The sequence below is a fragment of the Streptomyces sp. NBC_01463 genome (assembly GCA_036227345.1).
Classification (GTDB): domain Bacteria; phylum Actinomycetota; class Actinomycetes; order Streptomycetales; family Streptomycetaceae; genus Streptomyces.
In genome coordinates this window covers 2,272,752-2,291,187 of sequence record CP109468.1, presented here as the reverse complement: position 1 = coordinate 2,291,187, position 18,436 = coordinate 2,272,752, and the positions used below count along the sequence as shown (strand labels likewise).

Genomic DNA, 18,436 nt, shown 5'->3' with positions numbered 1-18,436 from the left:
GGTCACGTCCCGCCGGTGACCCACGCGTAGCGGTGCTCGGGGCGGCCCGTCTCGCCGTAGCGCAGGGTCAGCCGGACGCGGCCGGAGCGTTCCAGCAGCTTCAGATAGCGCTGGGCGGTCTGGCGGCTCATCCCGGCGCTCTCCGCGACCTCCTGGGCGGAGAGCGGGCCGTCGGAGCCGCGGAGCGCCGTGCGGACGAGTTCCGCCGTCGTGGCCGAGTGCCCCTTGGGCAGATCGGGCTCGCCCGCCGTCCACAGAGCGCCGAAGAGCCGGTCCACGTCCCCCTGCTCGGCCTCGCCGCCGCCCTCCAGGGTGTGCCGCAGCGCCGCGTACGCCTCCAGCTTGGTCCGCAGCCCCGCGTACGTGAACGGCTTCACCAGGTACTGCAGGGCCCCCTGGCGCATGGCCTCCTGGACCGTGGCGACGTCGCGCGCCGCAGTCACCATGATCACGTCCGTGCGGTGGCCGAGGCCGCGCAGCTCCCGCACCACCGCCAGCCCGCTGCGGTCCGGCATGTAGTGGTCCAGCAGGATCAGGTCCACCGGCCCGTTCTCGACCGCGAGGAGCGCGTCGGCGGCGCAATGCGCCTGGGCGGCCACCCGGAATCCGGGCACCTTGGAGACGTAGGCCGCGTTGATCCGCGCGACCCGGACGTCGTCGTCCACGACCAGGACCTCGATCACCGTGCCGCTCCCGCCCTGTCGGATTCCGCCTCGGTCATGGCCTCGGGGAGCACGACGGTGAATTCGGCCCCGCCCTCGTCCGCCGTGTCCACCGCCACGCTGCCGCCCTGGCGCTCGGCCAGCCGTCGTACCAGCGCGAGCCCGAGGCCGCGCCTGCCGTGCGCCGGGAGCTCCTTGGTCGACCAGCCCTCCGTGAAGATCGATCCACGCTGTGCGGGCGGGACACCGGGACCGCTGTCGCGGACCCGCAGCACCACCGTACGGCCCTCGGTCCGCAGCCCGACCTCGACCAGGGCGCCGTCCGATCCGGCGGCCGCGTCCAGCGCGTTGTCGACCAGGTTGCCGACGACCGTCACCAGCCCGCGGGGGTCGACGAGCCGGTCGGGGAGAAGCGTGCCGGGGGCGATGCGCAGGGCGACGCCGCGCTCCGCCGCGACCGTCGCCTTGCCCACCAGCAGCGCGGCGAGCAGCGGATCGCGGACCCTCTCGGCGACCTGTTCCGCGGTGGCCCGGTGGACGCCGACGACCTCGGTGACGAACTCCCTCGCGTCCTCGTGCAGCTCCAGCTCCAGCAGCCCCAGAAGCGTGTGGAGCCGGTTGGCGTGCTCGTGGTCCTGGGCGCGCAGGGCGTCGATCAGCCCACGGGTGGAGTCGAGTTCGCGGCCGAGGTGTTCGAGCTCGGTGCGGTCGCGGAGGGTGACGACGGCACCCCCGTCGGCGGTCGGCATGCGGTTGGCCAGCAGCACCCGGCTGCCGCGTACCGTCAGCAGGTCCTCGCCCGCCACCTCGCCGGCCAGCACGTCGGCGGTCCGCCCGGTGCCGAGTGCCTCGGTCAGCGGACGCCCCGACGCCTCGGGACCGACCCCGAGGAGCCGCTGCGCCTCGTCGTTCAGGAGGCGGATCCGGCCGGTCCGGTCGAGCGCCACGACGCCCTCCCGGATGCTGTGCAGCATCGCCTCGCGCTCCGTCAGCAGCGCCGCGATGTCGGAGAAGGCCAGATCGTGGGTCTGCCGTTGCAGCCGCCGGGAGATCAGGAGGGCGGCGAGCGCGCCCACGGCCAGCGCCCCGCCCGCGTAGGCGAGCAGTCCGGGGATCGCCGCGAGGAGCCGGGCTCGGACGCTGTCGTACGCGATGCCCACGGAGACCGCGCCCGCGATGTCCCCGGACGCGTCGCGCAGCGGCACCTTGCCGCGGGCGGAGCGCCCGAGCGTGCCGTCGTCGATCTCCCTGACCTCCAGGCCCGCGAGCGCCTCACCCGGGTCGGTGGAGACCACCCGCCCGATCCGGGCCGGGTCCGGGTGCGACCAGCGCACCCCGCGGCGGTCCATCACGACGACGTACTCCGCGCCCGTGGCACGCCTGATCCGCTCCGCGGCGGACTGGACGGGGCCCCGGGGCTCCGGTTCCGTCGCCAGGAGCGACTCGGCGATCTGCGGCTGGGCGGCGGTGCTCTGCGCGATCGACAGGGCGCGGCGCATCGCCTGGTCGTCCAGTTGTGCGCTGAGGGGTGCCAGAAAGAGGCCGGTGGCGAGTACGGTGACGCCGGTGGCTACGGCCAGCTGCATCAGCAGGACCTGCGAGAAGACCCGCCGGGGCCAGCCGAGCCGACGGGGCCTCCTGACCGTGGGCGGTGGGGCGCTCATCGTGAAGACGGTAAGCGCCTTCCGGCGCTTTCCGAAAATCGTCTCGTTTCCAGGTCAACGCAATCGGCTTGCGCTTCTTGCGCTAATCTTGCGCACATGACGCGACGACTTGCTCAGGTGGCACAGAAGGTTGGAGTCAGCGAGGCCACGGTCAGCCGGGTGCTCAACGGCAAGCCAGGAGTCTCCGACGCCACGCGGCAGGCCGTCCTGTCCGCGCTGGACGTCCTCGGATACGAGCGGCCGACCCAGCTGCGCGGCGAGCGGGCCCGGCTCGTCGGCCTGGTCCTGCCCGAGCTGCAGAACCCGATCTTCCCCGCCTTCGCGGAGGTGGTCGGGAGCGCACTCGCGCAGCAGGGCCTCACCCCCGTCCTGTGCACCCAGACCAAGGGCGGCGTCTCGGAGGCGGAGTACGTCGAGCTGCTCCTGCAGCAGCAGGTCTCGGGCGTCGTCTTCGCCGGTGGCCTCTACGCCCAGACCGACGCCCCGCACGACCACTACAAGGTGCTGGCCGACCGGAAGATCCCCGTCGTCCTCATCAACGCGGCCATCGACCACCTCGACTTCCCGGGCATCTCCTGCGACGACTCGGTGGCCGTCGAGCAGGCCTGGCGCCACCTAGTGTCGCTCGGCCACGAACGCATCGGGCTGGTGCTCGGCCCCTCGGACCACGTGCCCTCGCAGCGCAAGCTCGCCGCGGCCCGGGCGCTCGCCGAGGAAGCCGGCACGACCATGCCGGACAAGTGGGTGGCCCGGGCGATGTACTCGCTGGAGGGCGGACAGGCGGCCGCCATGCGGCTGCTGGACGAGGGCATCACCGGGATCATCTGCGCCAGTGACGTGCTCGCCCTGGGGGCGGTGCGCGCCGCGCGCCGCCGGGGTCTCTCGGTCCCGGCCGACGTCTCCGTCGTCGGCTACGACGACTCGGCGTTCATGAACTGCACCGAGCCGCCGCTGACCACGGTGCGCCAGCCGATCGAGGCCATGGGGCGGGCGGCGGTCGAGCTGCTCTCCGTGCAGATCGGGGGCCGTACGGTGCCCTCCGAGGAGCTGCTCTACGAGCCCGAGCTGGTGGTACGCGGATCCACCGCCCAGCCCCCGCGCACCGTTTCCCGCTGACCGTCGCTTATTTGCGTCACGCGAACCGTCTATTGCGAAGGTTCCCCTGTGGCGACGGGCAACGGCTGAGGCGGCTGCGGTCCGGTGTACTGCCCGCTGGGGCGCATCCGCAGCGGGCGCTCCCCGTACTCCTCCAGGGCATGGGCGATCCAGCCCGCGGTGCGGGAGACCGCGAACACGGTCTCGCCCGCCTCCACGGCCATGCCCGAGGAGACGGAGAGCACGGCGAGCGCCAGATCGACGTTGGCGTGCAGGGGGGCGTGACGGGCGGTCGTGGCGACGACGTCACGGGCCGCGGCCAGGGCCGGCGCCGCCTCCGGGATCCGCGCGAGCAGGGCGAACAGGGTCGTCGCCCGGGGGTCCTCGCCGGTGTAGAGCCGGTGACCGAGGCCCGGCACCCGGCGCCCGGTTCGCAGATGGTCCGCGACCACGGGAGCCGCCCCGCCCCGCTCCAGGACCTCGGTCAGCATGCGGTGCGCCAGCCCGCTCGCGGCGCCGTGCAGAGGACCCTCCAGCACTCCGAGTCCCGCTGAGACCACCGCGTACGGATGGGCGCGCGCCGATGCGGCGACCCGCGCCGCCAGGGTGGAGGCGGCCAGGTCGTGGTCGATCAGCAGCCCCAGAGCGGTGTCCAGCACGGCGAGCGACGCCTCGTCGGCAGGGCGGCCGGTCAGTTTCGGCCACAGTTGCGGGGCCAGTCGAGATGCCTCGTCCCCGACCGCCGCGGCTTGCGTGACGGCCTCGTCGGCGACCGTCGGCAGCGCGGCGACCAGCGTCGGGATCAGGCTCCGGGCCCCGCCCAGCACCGCCTCGCGCGACAGGTCGAAGCGCAGCGGATCGGTCGCGGCGGCCGCGATGACCGCGACCCGCAGCCGGTCCGTCGACCCGGCGTGCGGCGGCAGCGCACCGACCGCCCGCCGGGCCGCGGCGAGAGCCTCGGCAGGCGCCGTGAAGCGGACACCGGGCCGCAGCTCCCCGGTCCAGAGCCACTCGGCGACCTCCTCGTACGCATGCCGCCGTGCCAGCTCCGTCGCATCGACGCCCCGGAAGTAGTACCGGTCGCTCCCGATGAGCGTGATGCCGGTGGGGAAGGCGAGGCCGCCGACCGGGGCGGCCGGCTCCCTGCGCCCGGTACGGCGCGCCAGGGCGTCGACCTCCGCCGCGTCGAACGTGCTTCCGCGACCGCCCGGGGCGCGGTTGCTGCTGAGCTGGCCCCGGCTCACGTACGCGTACACCGTTTCGGGCTTCACGCCCAGGCGCTCGGCCGTCTCCCGTGTGGTGAGCCGCTGCGCGGAGGGCTCGGCGAATCCGCCCGCACCTGCTTGATCCGTCATGGTGTCCACCGTATCCATATTGATTCAATCAACATTGACAGATCTTAAGTCAAGCATGGACAGTCGAATCAATGTCAACGGTCACCGGAATCTTCAGTCACCGCACTGTTCGGTCCCAGGAATGTCCATGGAGGAAGCAATGACGACCACCACCGCCGGCACACCGCTCGACGTCCCCCGGGGACTCGCGGGTGTCGTCGTCACCGAAACCGCCCTGGGTGACGTCCGGGGCCGCGAAGGCTTCTACCACTACCGGCAGTACTCGGCGATCGAACTGGCGCAGAACCGCAGCTTCGAGGACGTGTGGTACCTGATGACGGAGGGCGAGCTGCCGACCCGGGCAGCGCGGGCGGACTTCGCGGCCCGGACCGCCGCGCTGCGCACGCTGCCCGCCGCGGTCCGCGACGCCCTGCCCGCCATAGCCCGTGCGGGTGCCGTATCGGGTCCGCTCGCCGGGCTCCGCACCGCTCTCTCCCTGCTGGGCGCCTCGGCCGGCTTCCGCCCGGTGTACGACATCGACGCGGAGCGGCGCCGCAGCGACGCCCTGACCGTGTGCGCCGCCGTTCCCACCGTGCTGACCGCCCTGCACCGGCTCGGCCAGGGACTCGAACCGGTGGAGCCGCGCGACGACCTGCCCTACGCGGCGAACTACCTCTACATGCTCACCGGGTCCGTACCGGACGCCGCCCGGGTCAGGGCTGTCGAGCAGTACCTCATCTCCACGGTCGACCACGGCTTCAACGCCTCGACCTTCACCGGCCGCGTCGTCGCCTCCACCGGCGCCGACGTCGCCGCCTGCCTGGTGGCGGCCGTCGGCGCGCTCTCCGGACCGCTGCACGGCGGTGCGCCCAGCCGCGCCCTCGACACCCTGGACGCCATCGGCACCCCCGACCGCATCGACGGCTGGATCCGCGAGCGCGTGCTCGCCGGCGACCGGATCATGGGCTTCGGACACCCGGTCTACCGCACCGAGGACCCCCGCTCGCGCATGCTCCGCGGCATCGCCCAGAGCTTCGGCGGACCGCTCGTCGACTTCGCCGTCGAGGTGGAACGGCAGGTCGAGGCGATCCTCGCCGAACTCAAGCCGGGGCGTGAGCTGCACACCAACGTGGAGTTCTACGCCGGAGTGGTCATGGAGCTGTGCGGGCTGCCCCGCGAGATGTTCACCCCGACCTTCTGCGCGGCGCGGGTCGTCGGCTGGAGCGCCAATATCCTGGAGCAGGCGGAGGACTCGAAGATCATCCGCCCGGCGGCCCGCTACATCGGTCCGCCCCCGCCCCAGCCGGTCCCGGCCGTCTGACCCCGCAGGAAGGCCCCCGTTGAGCCCGTCGTCGCCGCCCCGCAGCCAGCAGATCCCGGTCATCGTCCTCGCGGGATTCCTGGGATCCGGCAAGACGACGCTGCTCAACCACCTCCTGCGCCACCGCGCCGGAAACCGGATCGGCGTGATCGTCAACGATTTCGGGTCCATCGAGATCGACGCCATGACCGTCTCCGGACAGGTCGGCTCGACCGTCTCGCTGGGCGGCGGCTGCCTGTGCTGCGCGGTCGACGCGAGCGAACTGGACGCCTACCTGGAGACCCTGACCCGGCCCGCCGCCCGCCTCGACGTGATCGTCATCGAGGCGAGCGGGCTCGCCGAACCGCAGGAACTCGTGCGCATGCTCCTCGCCAGCGACAACCCGCACATCCTGTACGGGGGACTGGTCGAGGTCGTCGACGCCGCCGAGTTCGGGGCCACCCGGGAGCGCCATCCGGAGATCGACCGCCACCTCGCCGTTGCCGACCTCGTGGTGCTGAACAAGACGGACCGGGCCGGGGAGGCGGAGCGGACCCGGGTCCGGGAGGCCGTCGCGGCGACCGGCAGCACGGCGGCCGTCATCCCCGCCACGTACGGACGCATCGATCCCGAGCTGCTCTTCGACCCGGCGCTGCGGCCCGACGGCGAGGAGAAGGCCCGTCAGCTCACCTTCGAGGACCTGTACCTGGAGGAGCGCGCGCGGGAGACCGGCGAGGAGCACGGGGACCATCTGCACACGGTGTACGAGAGCGTCGACTTCACCTCCGACGTGCCGATGGACCCCCGCCGGCTGATGGAGTTCCTCGACTCCCGGCCCGAGGGCCTCTACCGGATCAAGGGGTACGTCGACTTCGGCGCGGGCGACGCGGACCACGCGTACGGGGTGCACGCCGTCGGCCGGTTCCTGAGGTTCGCCCCGCGCCCCTGGACGCGCGGCGAGCCGCGGCTGACCCGGCTCGTCCTCATCGGCTCCGGCGTCGACGCCCCGGCCCTGCGCAAGGAACTCGAAAGCTGCCGGGAGCCGGGGGATGCGGGGCCGGAAACACCGCAGGACGCCGCACACGAGCGAGCCATGTGGGGCGTCCTGCGGTACGTGCAACAGCCCGGCGACGACGACGCGTAGGGCGCGCCGCCACCGGGCCGGCGGCCTACACGGGGCCGGCGATCACGGCGACCGGGTTCTCCAGCGGAGTGCCGGAACCGTCGCGCCGCGGATCGGGCTCGGGCAGTGCCGCCGGCGTGCCGTTCTTCTGCGCGGCCCGGGCCGGCGTCGCACCCGCCCAGCCGAACACCAGCACGTCCTCGCCCTTGAGGAACCGGTGGCAGCGCACCCCGCCGGTCGCCCGGCCCTTGCGCGGATACTGGTCGAACGGGGTGAGCTTGCACGTCAGCACCGAATCGTCCAGCGTGCCGTGCGAACCCGCGACCGTGAACACCATCGCGTCCACCGCCGGATCCACCGCCGAGAACGAGAGCACCTCCGCCCCCGCCGCGAGCTTCACGCCCGCCATACCGCCGGCCGGACGGCCCTGCGGACGTACCTGCGCCGCCGGATAGCGCAGCAGCTGCGCGTCCGAGGTGACGAAGACCAGGTCCTCCTCACCGGTGCGCAGTTCGGCCGCGCCGACGATGCGGTCACCGTCCTTGAGGGTGATGACCTCCAGCTCGTCCTTGTTCGCGGGGTAGTCGGGCACCACGCGCTTCACGACGCCCTGCAGGGTGCCGATCGCCAGCCCCGGTGACGCCTCGTCCAGCGTGGTGAGGCAGACGACCTCCTCGTCCGCGTCCAGCGTGAGGAACTCCGCGACCATCGCCCCGCCCGAGAGGTTGGGCGCCGCATGGGTGTCCGGCAGCTGCGGCAGATCGATCACCGGCAGCCGCATCAGCCGCCCGGTGGACGTCACCACGCCGATGTCGCCGCGCGCGGTGGCCGCGACCGCCGACACGATCACATCGTGCTTGGCCCGCTTGGCGTCCTCGGCGAACTCGATCGGCTCGTCGTTGGCGGTGCGCGCCAGCAGCCCGGTCGAGGACAGCAGCACCCGGCAGGGGTCGTCCGCGACCTCCAGCGGCACCGAGGCCACCTGCGATCCGGCCGACTCCAGCAGCACCGTGCGCCGGTCGGTGCCGAACTTCTTCGCGACAGCGGCCAGTTCCGTGGAGACGAGCTTGCGCAGCTCGGTGTCCGACTCCAGGATCGCGGTCAGCTCGTCGATCTCGGCGTTGAGCCGGTCCCGCTCGCTCTCCAGCTCGATCCGGTCGAACCGGGTCAGCCGGCGCAGCGGGGTGTCCAGGATGTACTGGGTCTGGATCTCGCTCAGCGAGAAGTGCTCGATGAGCCGCTCCTTCGCCTGCGCCGAGTTGTCGCTGGAGCGGATGAGGCGGATGACCTCGTCGATGTCGATCAGCGCGACGAGGAGACCCTCGACCAGGTGCAGCCGGTTGCGGCGCTTGGTCCGGCGGAACTCGCTGCGCCGGCGGACCACGTCGAAGCGGTGGTCGAGGTAGACCTCCAGGAGCTCCTTGAGCCCCAGCGTGAGCGGCTGGCCGTCGACCAGCGCCACGTTGTTGATGCCGAAGGACTCCTCCATCGGCGTCAGCTTGTAGAGCTGCTCCAGGACGGCCTCCGGCACGAAACCGTTCTTGATCTCGATGACCAGACGCAGTCCGTGCGAGCGGTCGGTGAGGTCCTTGACGTCCGCGATGCCCTGGAGCTTCTTCGACGAGACCAGGTCCTTGATCTTGGCGATCACCTTCTCCGGGCCGACGGTGAAGGGCAGTTCGGTGACGACCAGGCCCTTGCGGCGCGGGGTGACGTTCTCCACGGCGACCGTGGCGCGGATCTTGAACGAGCCGCGGCCGGCCGCGTAGGCGTCCTTGATGCCGCCCAGACCCACGATCCGGCCGCCGGTCGGCAGGTCCGGACCGGGGACGAACCGCATCAGGGTCTCCAGGTCCGCGCCCGGATGCTTGATCAGGTGGCGGGCGGCGGCGATGACCTCGCCCAGGTTGTGCGGCGGCATGTTGGTCGCCATGCCGACCGCGATCCCGGTCGTGCCGTTGACCAGGAGGTTCGGGTAGGCGGCCGGGAGGACGACAGGCTCCTGCTCCTGGCCGTCGTAGTTCGACTGGAAGGCGACGGTGTCCTCGTCGATCGACTCCGTCATCAACGACGTCGCGTCGGCCATCCGGCACTCGGTGTACCGCATGGCGGCCGGCGGGTCGTCGTTGCCGAGCGAGCCGAAGTTCCCGTGTCCGTCGACGAGGGGGAGCCGCATGGAGAACGGCTGTGCCATCCGCACCAGCGCGTCGTAGATCGACGCGTCGCCGTGCGGGTGCAACTTACCCATGACCTCGCCGACCACGCGGGCGCACTTCACGAAGCCGCGTTCCGGGCGCAGGCCCATCTCGTTCATCTGGTAGACGATGCGGCGGTGCACCGGCTTCAGGCCGTCACGGGCGTCCGGCAGGGCCCGTGAGTAGATCACGGAGTACGCGTACTCGAGGAAGGAGCCCTGCATTTCGTCGACGACGTCGATGTCGAGGATCTTCTCCTCGAAGTCGTCCGGCGGCGGGGTCTTCGTGCTGCGGCGGGCCATCGCTGCTGCGACTCCTTCACGGATTCGGTTCGGGCAACCTCAGGTTCTGACGCGCACCATTGTGGACCGCTCCACTGACAACCCCGACCTCGACCCGTCCCAAAGGGCGTTCTCCACCCGTCCCGGAGCGGCCGGAACGCTCGTTCTCGCGAACTTTCGCGGTACGGGAACTTCGCCAGGTGTCGGTGCGCTTGCTTACAGTGGCAGGTCTCGCATCACATCCAGTATCGCGATCGAAGGGACGTACATGCCCATGGGTCACACGGCCACAGCCCAGGCCGGCTCCGGCGGCTTGACAGCGACCGAGCACCGTCTGGCCAACGGCCTGCGCGTGGTGCTCTCCGAGGACCATCTGACCCCGGTCGCCGCGGTGTGCCTCTGGTACGACGTCGGCTCGCGCCACGAGGTCAAGGGACGCACCGGTCTGGCTCACCTCTTCGAGCACCTGATGTTCCAGGGCTCCGGCCAGGTCAAGGGGAACGGACACTTCGAGCTGGTCCAGGGCGCCGGCGGCTCCCTCAACGGGACCACCAGCTTCGAGCGGACCAACTACTTCGAGACGATGCCCACGCATCAGCTGGAGCTGGCCCTGTGGCTGGAGGCCGACCGGATGGGCTCCCTGCTCGCCGCGCTCGACGAGGAGTCCATGGAGAACCAGCGTGACGTCGTCAAGAACGAGCGCCGCCAGCGCTACGACAACGTCCCGTACGGCACCGCGTTCGAGAAGCTGACGGCGCTCGCCTACCCGGAGGGCCACCCGTACCACCACACCCCGATCGGTTCGATGGCCGACCTGGACGCCGCGACCCTCGAGGACGCGCAGACCTTCTTCCGTACGTACTACGCGCCCAACAACGCGGTGCTCTCGGTCGTCGGCGACATCGACCCCGAGCAGACCCTCGCCTGGATCGAGAAGTACTTCGGCTCCATCCCCTCGCACGACGGCAAGCAGCCGCCGCGTGACGGCGCGCTGCCCGGCACCATCGGCGGCCAGCTGCGCGAGGAGGTCCGCGAGGAGGTCCCGGCGCGTGCGCTGATGGCCGCCTACCGGCTCCCGCACGACGGCACCCGGGAGTGCGACGCCGCCGACCTCGCGCTGACCGTACTGGGCGGCGGCGAGTCGTCCCGGCTGCACAACCGCCTGGTCCGCCGCGACCGCACGGCCGTCGCGGCCGGATTCGGACTGCTGCGCCTGGCCGGTGCGCCCTCGCTCGGCTGGCTGGACGTCAAGACGTCCGGCGGCGTCGAGGTGGCGCAGATCGAGTCCGCGGTGGACGAGGAGCTCGCCCGGTTCGCCGAGGAGGGGCCCACGCCCGAGGAAATGGAGCGCGCGCAGGCCCAGTTGGAGCGCGAGTGGCTGGACCGTCTCGGTACGGTCGCGGGCCGCGCCGACGAACTGTGCCGGTACGCGGTGCTGTTCGGCGACCCCCAGCTCGCCCTGACCGCCGTGCACCGGGTCCTCGACGTCACGGCCGACGAGGTCAAGGCGGCGGCCAGGGCCCAGCTGCGCCCCGACAACCGGGCGGTGCTGGTCTACGAGCCGGTCGAGTCGGCCGAATCCGCCGAAGAGGCGGAAGACGGCGCCGCCACCGACACCGACGCGCACGAAGGAGCGGACAAGTGACCGACGCTGCCGCGACTGGAGTTTCGATGGAGTACCACCCGCAGCCCGCACCCGGCGTCGCCAGGCCCTGGGCCTTCCCCGCACCCGAGCGCGGCGCCCTGCCCAACGGCCTCACGGTGCTGCGCTGCCACCGCCCCGGCCAGCAGGTCGTGGCCGTCGAGATCTTCCTCGACGCCCCTCTGGACGCCGAGCCCGAGGGTCTGGACGGGGTGGCCACGATCATGTCGCGCGCCCTGTCCGAGGGCACCGACAAGCAGAGCGCCGAGGAGTTCGCCGCCGAGCTGGAGCGGTGCGGTGCCACGCTCGACGCGCACGCGGACCACCCCGGTGTCCGGGTCTCCCTGGAGGTGCCGGCCTCCCGGCTCGCGAAGGCGCTCGGCCTGGTCGCCGAGGCACTGCGGGCCCCCGCCTTCGCCGACAGCGAGATCGAGCGGCTGGTGAACAACCGGCTCGACGAGATCCCGCACGAGCAGGCCAATCCCGCCCGGCGCGCCGCCAAGCAGCTCTCCAAGGAGCTCTTCCCGGCCACGGCCCGCATGTCGCGCCCGCGCCTGGGCACCGAGGAGACCGTGGAGCGGATCGACTCGGCGGCCGTGCGCGCCTTCTACGACGCACACGTCCGGCCGTCCACCGCGACCGCCGTGGTCGTCGGCGACCTCACCGGGATCGACCTGGACGCGCTGCTCGCCGACACCCTCGGCGACTGGTCGGGCAACACCGCCGCGCCGCGCCCCGTCCCGCCGATCACCGCCGACGACACCGGCCGCGTGGTCATCGTGGACCGCCCGGGTGCGGTGCAGACGCAGCTGCTGATCGGCCGGATCGGCGCCGACCGGCACGACAGCGTGTGGCCGGCCCAGGTGCTCGGCACGTACTGCCTGGGCGGCACGCTCACCTCCCGGCTCGACCGGGTGCTGCGCGAGGAGAAGGGCTACACCTACGGCGTGCGGGCCTTCGCCCAGGTGCTGCGCTCCTCGGCGCCCGGCTCCGCCGCCGGTGCGACGGGGGCCGCGATGCTCGCCATCAGCGGTTCCGTGGACACGGAGTCCACCGGCCCGGCGCTGGAGGACCTGTGGAAGGTCCTGCGGACCCTGGCGGCCGAGGGCCTGACGGACGCCGAGCGCGAGACGGCCGTGCAGAACCTCGTCGGTGTCGCACCGCTGAAGTTCGAGACGGCCGCGTCCGTCGCGGGCACCCTCGCCGACCAGGTCGAGCAGCACCTCCCGGACGACTACCAGGCGCAGCTGTACGCGCGCCTGGCCGACACCGGCACGGTGGAGGCGACGGCCGCCGTGGTCAACGCCTTCCCCGGGGACCGGCTGGTCACGGTCCTGGTCGGGGACGCCTCGCAGATCGAGGAGCCCGTCCGGGCACTCGGCATCGGCGAGGTGTCGGTCGTCGCCGGCTGACCGCTTGTTTCGCCCGATACCCGGGCAAAGGGAAGCACCTGACGGAGCACGCCTCGTCAGGTGCTTCCCTTTTGTCTGTTTTGTGGGGGAGGTTGCCTGTCTGCCCTGTGGGATGCGCTACAAAACGGCCTGTCCGTTTGGTGGCGGGAAGTGCCCCCGTTTAGCGTCGGCTCCGCTGTCTGTCACTCGTATGCCGCATCCGCGACGTACCGGGCAGCCATCGCCGAGTCCCCGTCAGGCGCGAGCCTGGGGAGCCGGGGACCCACGCAGTCCCTGGGGTGAATCGGATGCCTGAGCCTCGCACGAGGCCGGGGGATCCGTAGGAGACCTTCCTGCTCCGAACCCGTCAGCTAACCCGGTAGGCGAGAAGGAAGGAAAGGACCAGCCACTTCATGGCGTTCACCCGTGCCACCGGGAAGCACCGTGCCCCGAGCCGTCTGACGCGCACCGGCGCGAAGGCCGTCGGCATCGCGACTCTCGCCACCACCGGCGTCATCGGCGGACTGGCCTCCCCGGCCCTCGCCTCGGACGCCGAGACCCCCGCCGTCAGCGAGACCGGTCTGACCCAGGTCATCGCCATCGAGGGTGACCTCGCCGACCGGATCGCCGCACAGGCGGACGCGCAGCAGCACCAGGCCGACGCCGCGAAGAAGAAGGCCCAGGCCAAGGCGGACGCCAAGAAGAAGGCGGAGGCCAAGAAGAAGGCCGAGGCCGCCGCGAAGGCCAAGGCGAAGGCTGCCGCGAAGGTGAAGGCCGCCGCCCGTGCCGAGGCGGCCCGCGAGGGCGCCTCGCGCGCCGCCCGCTCCACCGAGCGCGCCCGGCTCGGCTCCTTCCAGCTCCCCGTCGCCGGTTCGTACGTGAGTACCGGCTACAAGTCCAGCGGCTCCCTCTGGTCCTCCGGCAGCCACTCGGGCATCGACTTCCACGCCGCGTCCGGCAGCTCCGTCGTCGCCGTCGGCGCCGGCACGGTCGTCGAGGCCGGCTGGGGCGGCGCGTACGGCAACAACATCGTGCTGCGGATGACGGACGGCACGTACACCCAGTACGGCCACCTCTCCTCGATCGGTGTCTCCGTCGGCCAGAGCGTCGGCCAGGGGCAGCAGATCGGGCTCTCCGGCTCGACCGGCAACTCCACAGGGCCGCACCTCCACTTCGAGGCCCGCACCACGCCGTCGTACGGCTCCGACATGGACCCGGTCGCCTACCTGCGCGCCCACGGCGTCACCGTCTGACCGTCCGAAGACTCCCCGAAGGCCCCGCGACCACGCCGGGGCCTTCGGCGTTCCCCGCCGCCGCGTCGCCATGCGCGCCGCACCCGTCCGGACCGGTCGGTGACCAAAAGATATTCATGAATTTCCACCCGGCATCGGAAATGCGACCGCATTGCAATAGAGTCACAGGACAGGCGTCGATCGGCCGCGTTTCGCGGGGATTAAGGCGGAGGTTCGGACATGCGCATTCCGGCGCATTCGGTATGCACGGCAATCCGTGAAGACATCGTCTCGGGTGTCTTCGAGCGCGGCAGCCGACTCACCGAGGAGGTGCTCGCGCGGCGTTACGGGGTCTCCCGCGTCCCGGTACGGGAAGCGCTGCGCACCCTGGAGTCCGAGGGATTCGTGGTCACCCGCCGGCACGCCGGAGCCTGCGTCGCCGAGCCCACCGAGCAGGAGGCCGCCGACCTCCTGGAGGTGCGGATGCTGCTGGAGCCGCTCGGCGCGGCCAGGGCCGCCCAGCGGCGCACCGACGCGCACCTCAAAGTCCTCCGCGGCCTGGTCAGGCTGGGTCAGGAGCGGGCCCGCCGCGGCGAGGGCGAGGACCTGCGGTCCCTGGGCGGCTGGTTCCACGAGACGCTCGCGCAGGCCTCCGGCAGCCCCGGCCTGATCGCTCTGCTCACCCAGCTCCGGCACAAGATCGCCTGGATGTACGCGGTCGAGCAGCCCGCCCGCCCCGCCGAGTCCTGGGCCGAGCACGGAGCCATCGTGGACGCCGTGGCGCGCGGTGACGCGGAACGGGCGAGGGCCCTGGCCGCCCAGCACGCCGAGCGGGCCACCGCCGCGCACCGGCTGCGCCGCCCCGGCCGGCCGGACGCCGCGGCGGCCCACGCCGGCCGGGTGAGGACTTCGCAACATGCCGTAAACACCGCGAGCGGCCGGCATTAACAATTGCGCCGTATACAAAGAATAGGCATTCCGCAGGGCTTTCTTTAAGCTGCCCGAATTCGCCGCTGTGCGGTCATTCGGCTGCCCGTGCCTTTTGCGTAAACCAAAGAGCCGCGGCTCCCGGTCGGGGGTGCCGCGGCTCTTTCGCGGAAGGCCCGCGTGGTGACCGGTCGGGGTCAGACGGTCTCCGGGAGCTCGTCGAGCCCCTCGGCGACCAGCTTGGACAGGCGGTCCAGAGCGGCTTCGGCGTTGTCCGCGTCGGACGCGAGGACGATCTCCTCGCCGCCCTGTGCGCCGAGGCCGAGCACCGCGAGCATGGAGGCCGCGTTCACCGGGTTGCCGTCGGCCTTGGCGATGGTCACGGGGACTCCGGAAGCCGTGGCGGCACGGACGAAGATGGAAGCGGGGCGGGCGTGCAGGCCCTCGGCCCAACCGACGTTGACGCGGCGCTCAGCCATGGTTCTGCCCTTCACGAATCAATGGTTGTCTAGACCAGTCTCTCATGCAGTGCGCGATGCTCGGGCCGACTCCCGGACCGCCCGCAGCGCGCGCCCTGCCGTCGGTCGGCCACCCTCAGACTGCCCCGGCCCCGGCACCCACGCGACCGCTGACGGAGCCGTAGGCTTTGGCCATGCAGCCCTCTCCGGAGCAGAGTCCGCATCACGCCTACCCCGATCACTGGGAGGCGGACGTGGTGCTCCGCGACGGTGGCACCGCCCGTATCAGGCCGATCACCACGGACGATGCCGAACGGCTGGTCAGCTTCTACGAGCAGGTCTCCGACGAGTCGAAGTACTACCGCTTCTTCGCTCCCTACCCCCGGCTCTCCGCCAAGGACGTCCACCGCTTCACCCATCACGACTACGTCGACCGGGTGGGACTGGCCGTCACGGTGGGCGGCGAGTTCATCGCGACCGTCCGCTTCGACCGGATCAACGCCCAGGGCAGGCCCGCGTCGGCGCCGGCCGACGAGGCGGAGGTCGCCTTCCTCGTCCAGGACGCGCACCAGGGCCGCGGTGTCGCCTCGACCCTCCTCGAACACATCGCGGCCGTCGCCCGCGAACGCGGCATCCGGCGCTTCGCCGCCGAGGTGCTGCCCGCCAACAACAAGATGATCAAGGTGTTCCGGGACGCCGGGTACACCCAGCAGCGCAGCTTCGAGGACGGCGCCGTCCACCTCACCCTGGACCTCGAACCGACCGCCGAATCCCTCGCCGTCCAGCGCGCCCGCGAACAGCGCGCCGAGGCCCGGTCCGTGCAGCGGCTGCTCGCCCCCGGCTCCGTCGCCGTCATCGGCGCGGGCCGCACGCCCGGCGGCGTCGGCCGCACGGTCCTGCGGAACCTGCTGGGCGCAGGCTTCACCGGCCGCGTCTACGCCGTGAACAGCGCCCTGGCCGCGGACCAGGACACCATCGACGGCGTCCCCGCCCACCGCTCCCTCGGCGAGATCGGCGAACCCGTCGACCTCGCGGTCGTCGCCGTACCCGCCGACCGGGTGCCGGAGGCCGTCGCGGACTGCGGCGAACACGGCGTCCAGGGCCTGGTCGTCCTCTCCGCCGGATACGCCGAATGGGGCGCCGAGGGCCGTGAACGCCAGCGCGAACTGGTCCGCCAGGCCCGCTCGTACGGCATGCGGATCATCGGCCCGAACGCCTTCGGCATCATCAACAACTCCGACGCGGTCCGGCTCAACGCCTCCCTCGCCCCCGAACGGCCCGCCTCCGGGCGCATCGGCCTGTTCACCCAGTCCGGCGCCATCGGCATCGCGCTGCTCTCCGGGCTCTACCGGCGCGGCGCGGGCCTCTCCACCTTCATCTCGGCCGGCAACCGCGCCGACATCTCCGGCAACGACTTCCTGCAGTACTGGTACGAGGACCCGGACACCGACGTCGCCCTGCTGTACCTGGAGTCGCTCGGCAACCCCCGCAAGTTCACCCGCCTCGCCCGGCGGACGGCGGCCGTGAAGCCGGTGGTCGTCGTCAAGGGCGCCCGGCACAGCGGCTCCACCCCGCCCGGCCACGCCGTCCCCGTCAGCCGGATCCCGGACGCCACGGTCTCCGCGCTGATGCGGCAGGCGGGCGTGATCCGCGTCGACACGGTGACCGAGATGGTCGATGCCGGACTGCTCCTGGCCGGCCAGCCGCTCCCCGCGGGCGGCCGGGTCGCGATCCTCGGCAACTCCGAGTCCCTCGGCCTGCTCACGTACGACGCCTGCCTGGCGGAGGGGCTCCGCCCGCGCCCGCCCGTCGACCTCACCACCGCCGCCACCCCGCAGGACTTCCGGGACGCACTGGCCGAGGCGCTGGCCGACGGCGGCTGCGACGCGGTCATCGTGACGGCGATCCCGTGGGTGGGCGAGGACGGCGAGGCGGAGACGGGCGACGGGGAGGTCCTGGCCACCGCCCTGCGCGCGGCGGCCGCCACCGGCCCGGCGAAGCCGGTGGCCGTGGTCCATGTGGAGATCGGCGGCCTGGCGGAGGCGCTGGCCGCCGCCACCAGCACGGTCGCCCAGCAACGCCCGGCGGCGGCCCCCCTCGCGTCCCGCCCGGCCCCGCCCACTGCCCCCGCCGCCACTGCCCCCGCCCCCGACGACTCCGCCGCCACCGACCCCGAAGCCCCCCGCGTCCCCGGCCGGATCCCCGCCTACCCCGCCGCCGAACGTGCGGTCCGGGCGCTCGCCGAAGCCGTGAAGTACGCCCAGTGGCGCCGGCAGGCAGCCGTCCCCGGAAAGGTGCCCGAGTTCCTCGACGACACCATCGACGAACCGGCCGCCGCCGCCCTCATCGACACCCTGCTCGGCCGCGACCCCGATCCGCGCGGCAGGCCCCTGGAACACGACGAGGCCCGTGAACTCCTGGCCTGCTACGGCATCGCCGTCCGGCCGACGCTGCCCGCGCCCGGCCCGGAGGAGGCCGTGGCAGCGGCCGCCCGGCTCGGCTACCCGGTGGCGCTGAAGACCACCGCACCCCACCTGCGCCACCGCGCCGACCTCGGCGGGGTCCGACTGGACCTCGGGGGCGAGTCCGCGCTGCGCCGCGCGTACGGCGAACTGACCGGCCTCCTCGGCAAGCCCGCCGAGCTGCGGCCCGTCGTGCAGGCGATGGCCCCGCGCGGCGTCGACACCGTCGTACGGGCCACCATCGACCCGGCCGCGGGCGCCGTCCTCTCCTTCGGCCTGGCCGGCGCACCCTCCGAACTCCTCGGCGACACCGCGCACCGGCTGGTCCCCGCCACCGACCGCGACGCCGCCGAACTGATCCGCTCCATCCGGGCGGCCCCCGTCCTCTTCGGCTGGCGCGGCTCGGCCCCCGTGGACACCGCCGCGCTGGAGGAACTGCTGCTGCGGGTCTCCCGGCTGGTCGACGACCACCCCGAGGTGGTCTCCATCGCGCTGGAACCGGTCGTGGTCGCCACCCAGGGGCTGACCGTGCTCGGGGCGAGCGTCCGGCTCTCGCCGCCCCCGGCCCGTACCGACCTCGGCCCCCGGCGGCTGTCCAACTACTGACCCGCGCCACCCCGGACCCGCCCGGCAGCGGCGGCCGGACCGTCCCCGGCAGCCATCAGCCCCC

General features: G+C 72.4%; 13 protein-coding genes and 1 riboswitch. Of the genes, 8 read left to right on the top strand and 5 right to left on the bottom strand.

The genetic code is table 11. The annotated features are described in order from the left end of the window. Positions 1 to 2: 2 nt before the first annotated feature. Entirely contained in the window at positions 3 to 683 is a 681-nt protein-coding gene (locus tag OG521_09960; GenBank protein WUW21096.1) for a response regulator, read from the bottom strand. Then, on the bottom strand, positions 680 to 2,326 hold the full coding sequence (locus OG521_09955) for a sensor histidine kinase (GenBank protein WUW21095.1): 1,647 nt from the start codon (positions 2,324 to 2,326) through the stop codon (positions 680 to 682). The genes OG521_09960 and OG521_09955 overlap by 4 nt, the downstream gene beginning before the upstream one ends. Positions 2,327 to 2,422: 96 nt before the next feature. On the opposite strand from OG521_09955, the gene OG521_09950 reads away from it, so the two are divergent. Then, a complete protein-coding gene (locus OG521_09950) occupies positions 2,423 to 3,442 on the top strand; it encodes a LacI family DNA-binding transcriptional regulator (GenBank protein WUW21094.1) in 1,020 nt (339 codons plus the stop codon). 29 nt (positions 3,443 to 3,471) lie between these two features. Here OG521_09950 and OG521_09945 read toward each other — a convergent pair whose 3' ends face one another. After that, entirely contained in the window at positions 3,472 to 4,776 is a 1,305-nt protein-coding gene (locus OG521_09945; GenBank protein WUW21093.1) for a citrate synthase, read from the bottom strand. Between the two features lie 139 nt (positions 4,777 to 4,915). Between OG521_09945 and OG521_09940 the strand changes: the two genes are divergently transcribed. Both OG521_09940 and OG521_09935 read left to right on the top strand, forming a co-directional pair. Then, positions 4,916 to 6,076, top strand: coding sequence for a citrate synthase/methylcitrate synthase (locus OG521_09940; GenBank protein WUW21092.1), 1,161 nt, complete (start codon positions 4,916 to 4,918; stop codon positions 6,074 to 6,076). A 19-nt stretch (positions 6,077 to 6,095) separates the two neighbouring features. Further along, positions 6,096 to 7,199, top strand: coding sequence for a GTP-binding protein (locus OG521_09935; GenBank protein ID WUW21091.1), 1,104 nt, complete (start codon positions 6,096 to 6,098; stop codon positions 7,197 to 7,199). 25 nt (positions 7,200 to 7,224) lie between these two features. Here OG521_09935 and OG521_09930 read toward each other — a convergent pair whose 3' ends face one another. Then, positions 7,225 to 9,675: a DNA topoisomerase IV subunit A gene (locus OG521_09930; protein WUW21090.1), complete on the bottom strand. Its 2,451-nt coding sequence runs from the start codon at positions 9,673 to 9,675 to the stop codon at positions 7,225 to 7,227. 247 nt (positions 9,676 to 9,922) lie between these two features. Between OG521_09930 and OG521_09925 the strand changes: the two genes are divergently transcribed. From OG521_09925 to OG521_09910, 4 genes are all read left to right on the top strand, one after another. Beyond that, positions 9,923 to 11,299 carry an insulinase family protein gene (locus OG521_09925; GenBank protein ID WUW21089.1) on the top strand — a complete coding sequence of 459 codons (1,377 nt, stop codon included), beginning with the start codon at positions 9,923 to 9,925 and terminating at the stop codon, positions 11,297 to 11,299. 26 nt (positions 11,300 to 11,325) lie between these two features. Then, positions 11,326 to 12,708: an insulinase family protein gene (locus OG521_09920; GenBank protein ID WUW26630.1), complete on the top strand. Its 1,383-nt coding sequence runs from the start codon at positions 11,326 to 11,328 to the stop codon at positions 12,706 to 12,708. Positions 12,709 to 12,919: 211 nt separating this feature from the next. After that, positions 12,920 to 13,087: riboswitch (cyclic di-AMP (ydaO/yuaA leader) on the top strand. Positions 13,088 to 13,100: 13 nt separating this feature from the next. Then, positions 13,101 to 13,940 (top strand): M23 family metallopeptidase, encoded by an 840-nt coding sequence (locus OG521_09915; protein ID WUW21088.1) that lies wholly within the window; start codon positions 13,101 to 13,103, stop codon positions 13,938 to 13,940. Positions 13,941 to 14,159: 219 nt separating this feature from the next. Beyond that, positions 14,160 to 14,867: a GntR family transcriptional regulator gene (locus OG521_09910; GenBank protein WUW21087.1), complete on the top strand. Its 708-nt coding sequence runs from the start codon at positions 14,160 to 14,162 to the stop codon at positions 14,865 to 14,867. A 176-nt stretch (positions 14,868 to 15,043) separates the two neighbouring features. Here the strand turns inward: OG521_09910 and OG521_09905 are convergent, their stop codons facing one another. Next, complete coding sequence (locus OG521_09905) at positions 15,044 to 15,325, bottom strand: HPr family phosphocarrier protein (GenBank protein ID WUW21086.1); 282 nt, start codon at positions 15,323 to 15,325, stop codon at positions 15,044 to 15,046. Positions 15,326 to 15,498: 173 nt separating this feature from the next. On the opposite strand from OG521_09905, the gene OG521_09900 reads away from it, so the two are divergent. Then, the gene (locus tag OG521_09900) at positions 15,499 to 18,372 is read left to right on the top strand and encodes a GNAT family N-acetyltransferase (GenBank protein WUW21085.1); all 2,874 of its coding nucleotides are present in this window, start codon (positions 15,499 to 15,501) and stop codon (positions 18,370 to 18,372) included. Positions 18,373 to 18,436: the final 64 nt, after the last annotated feature.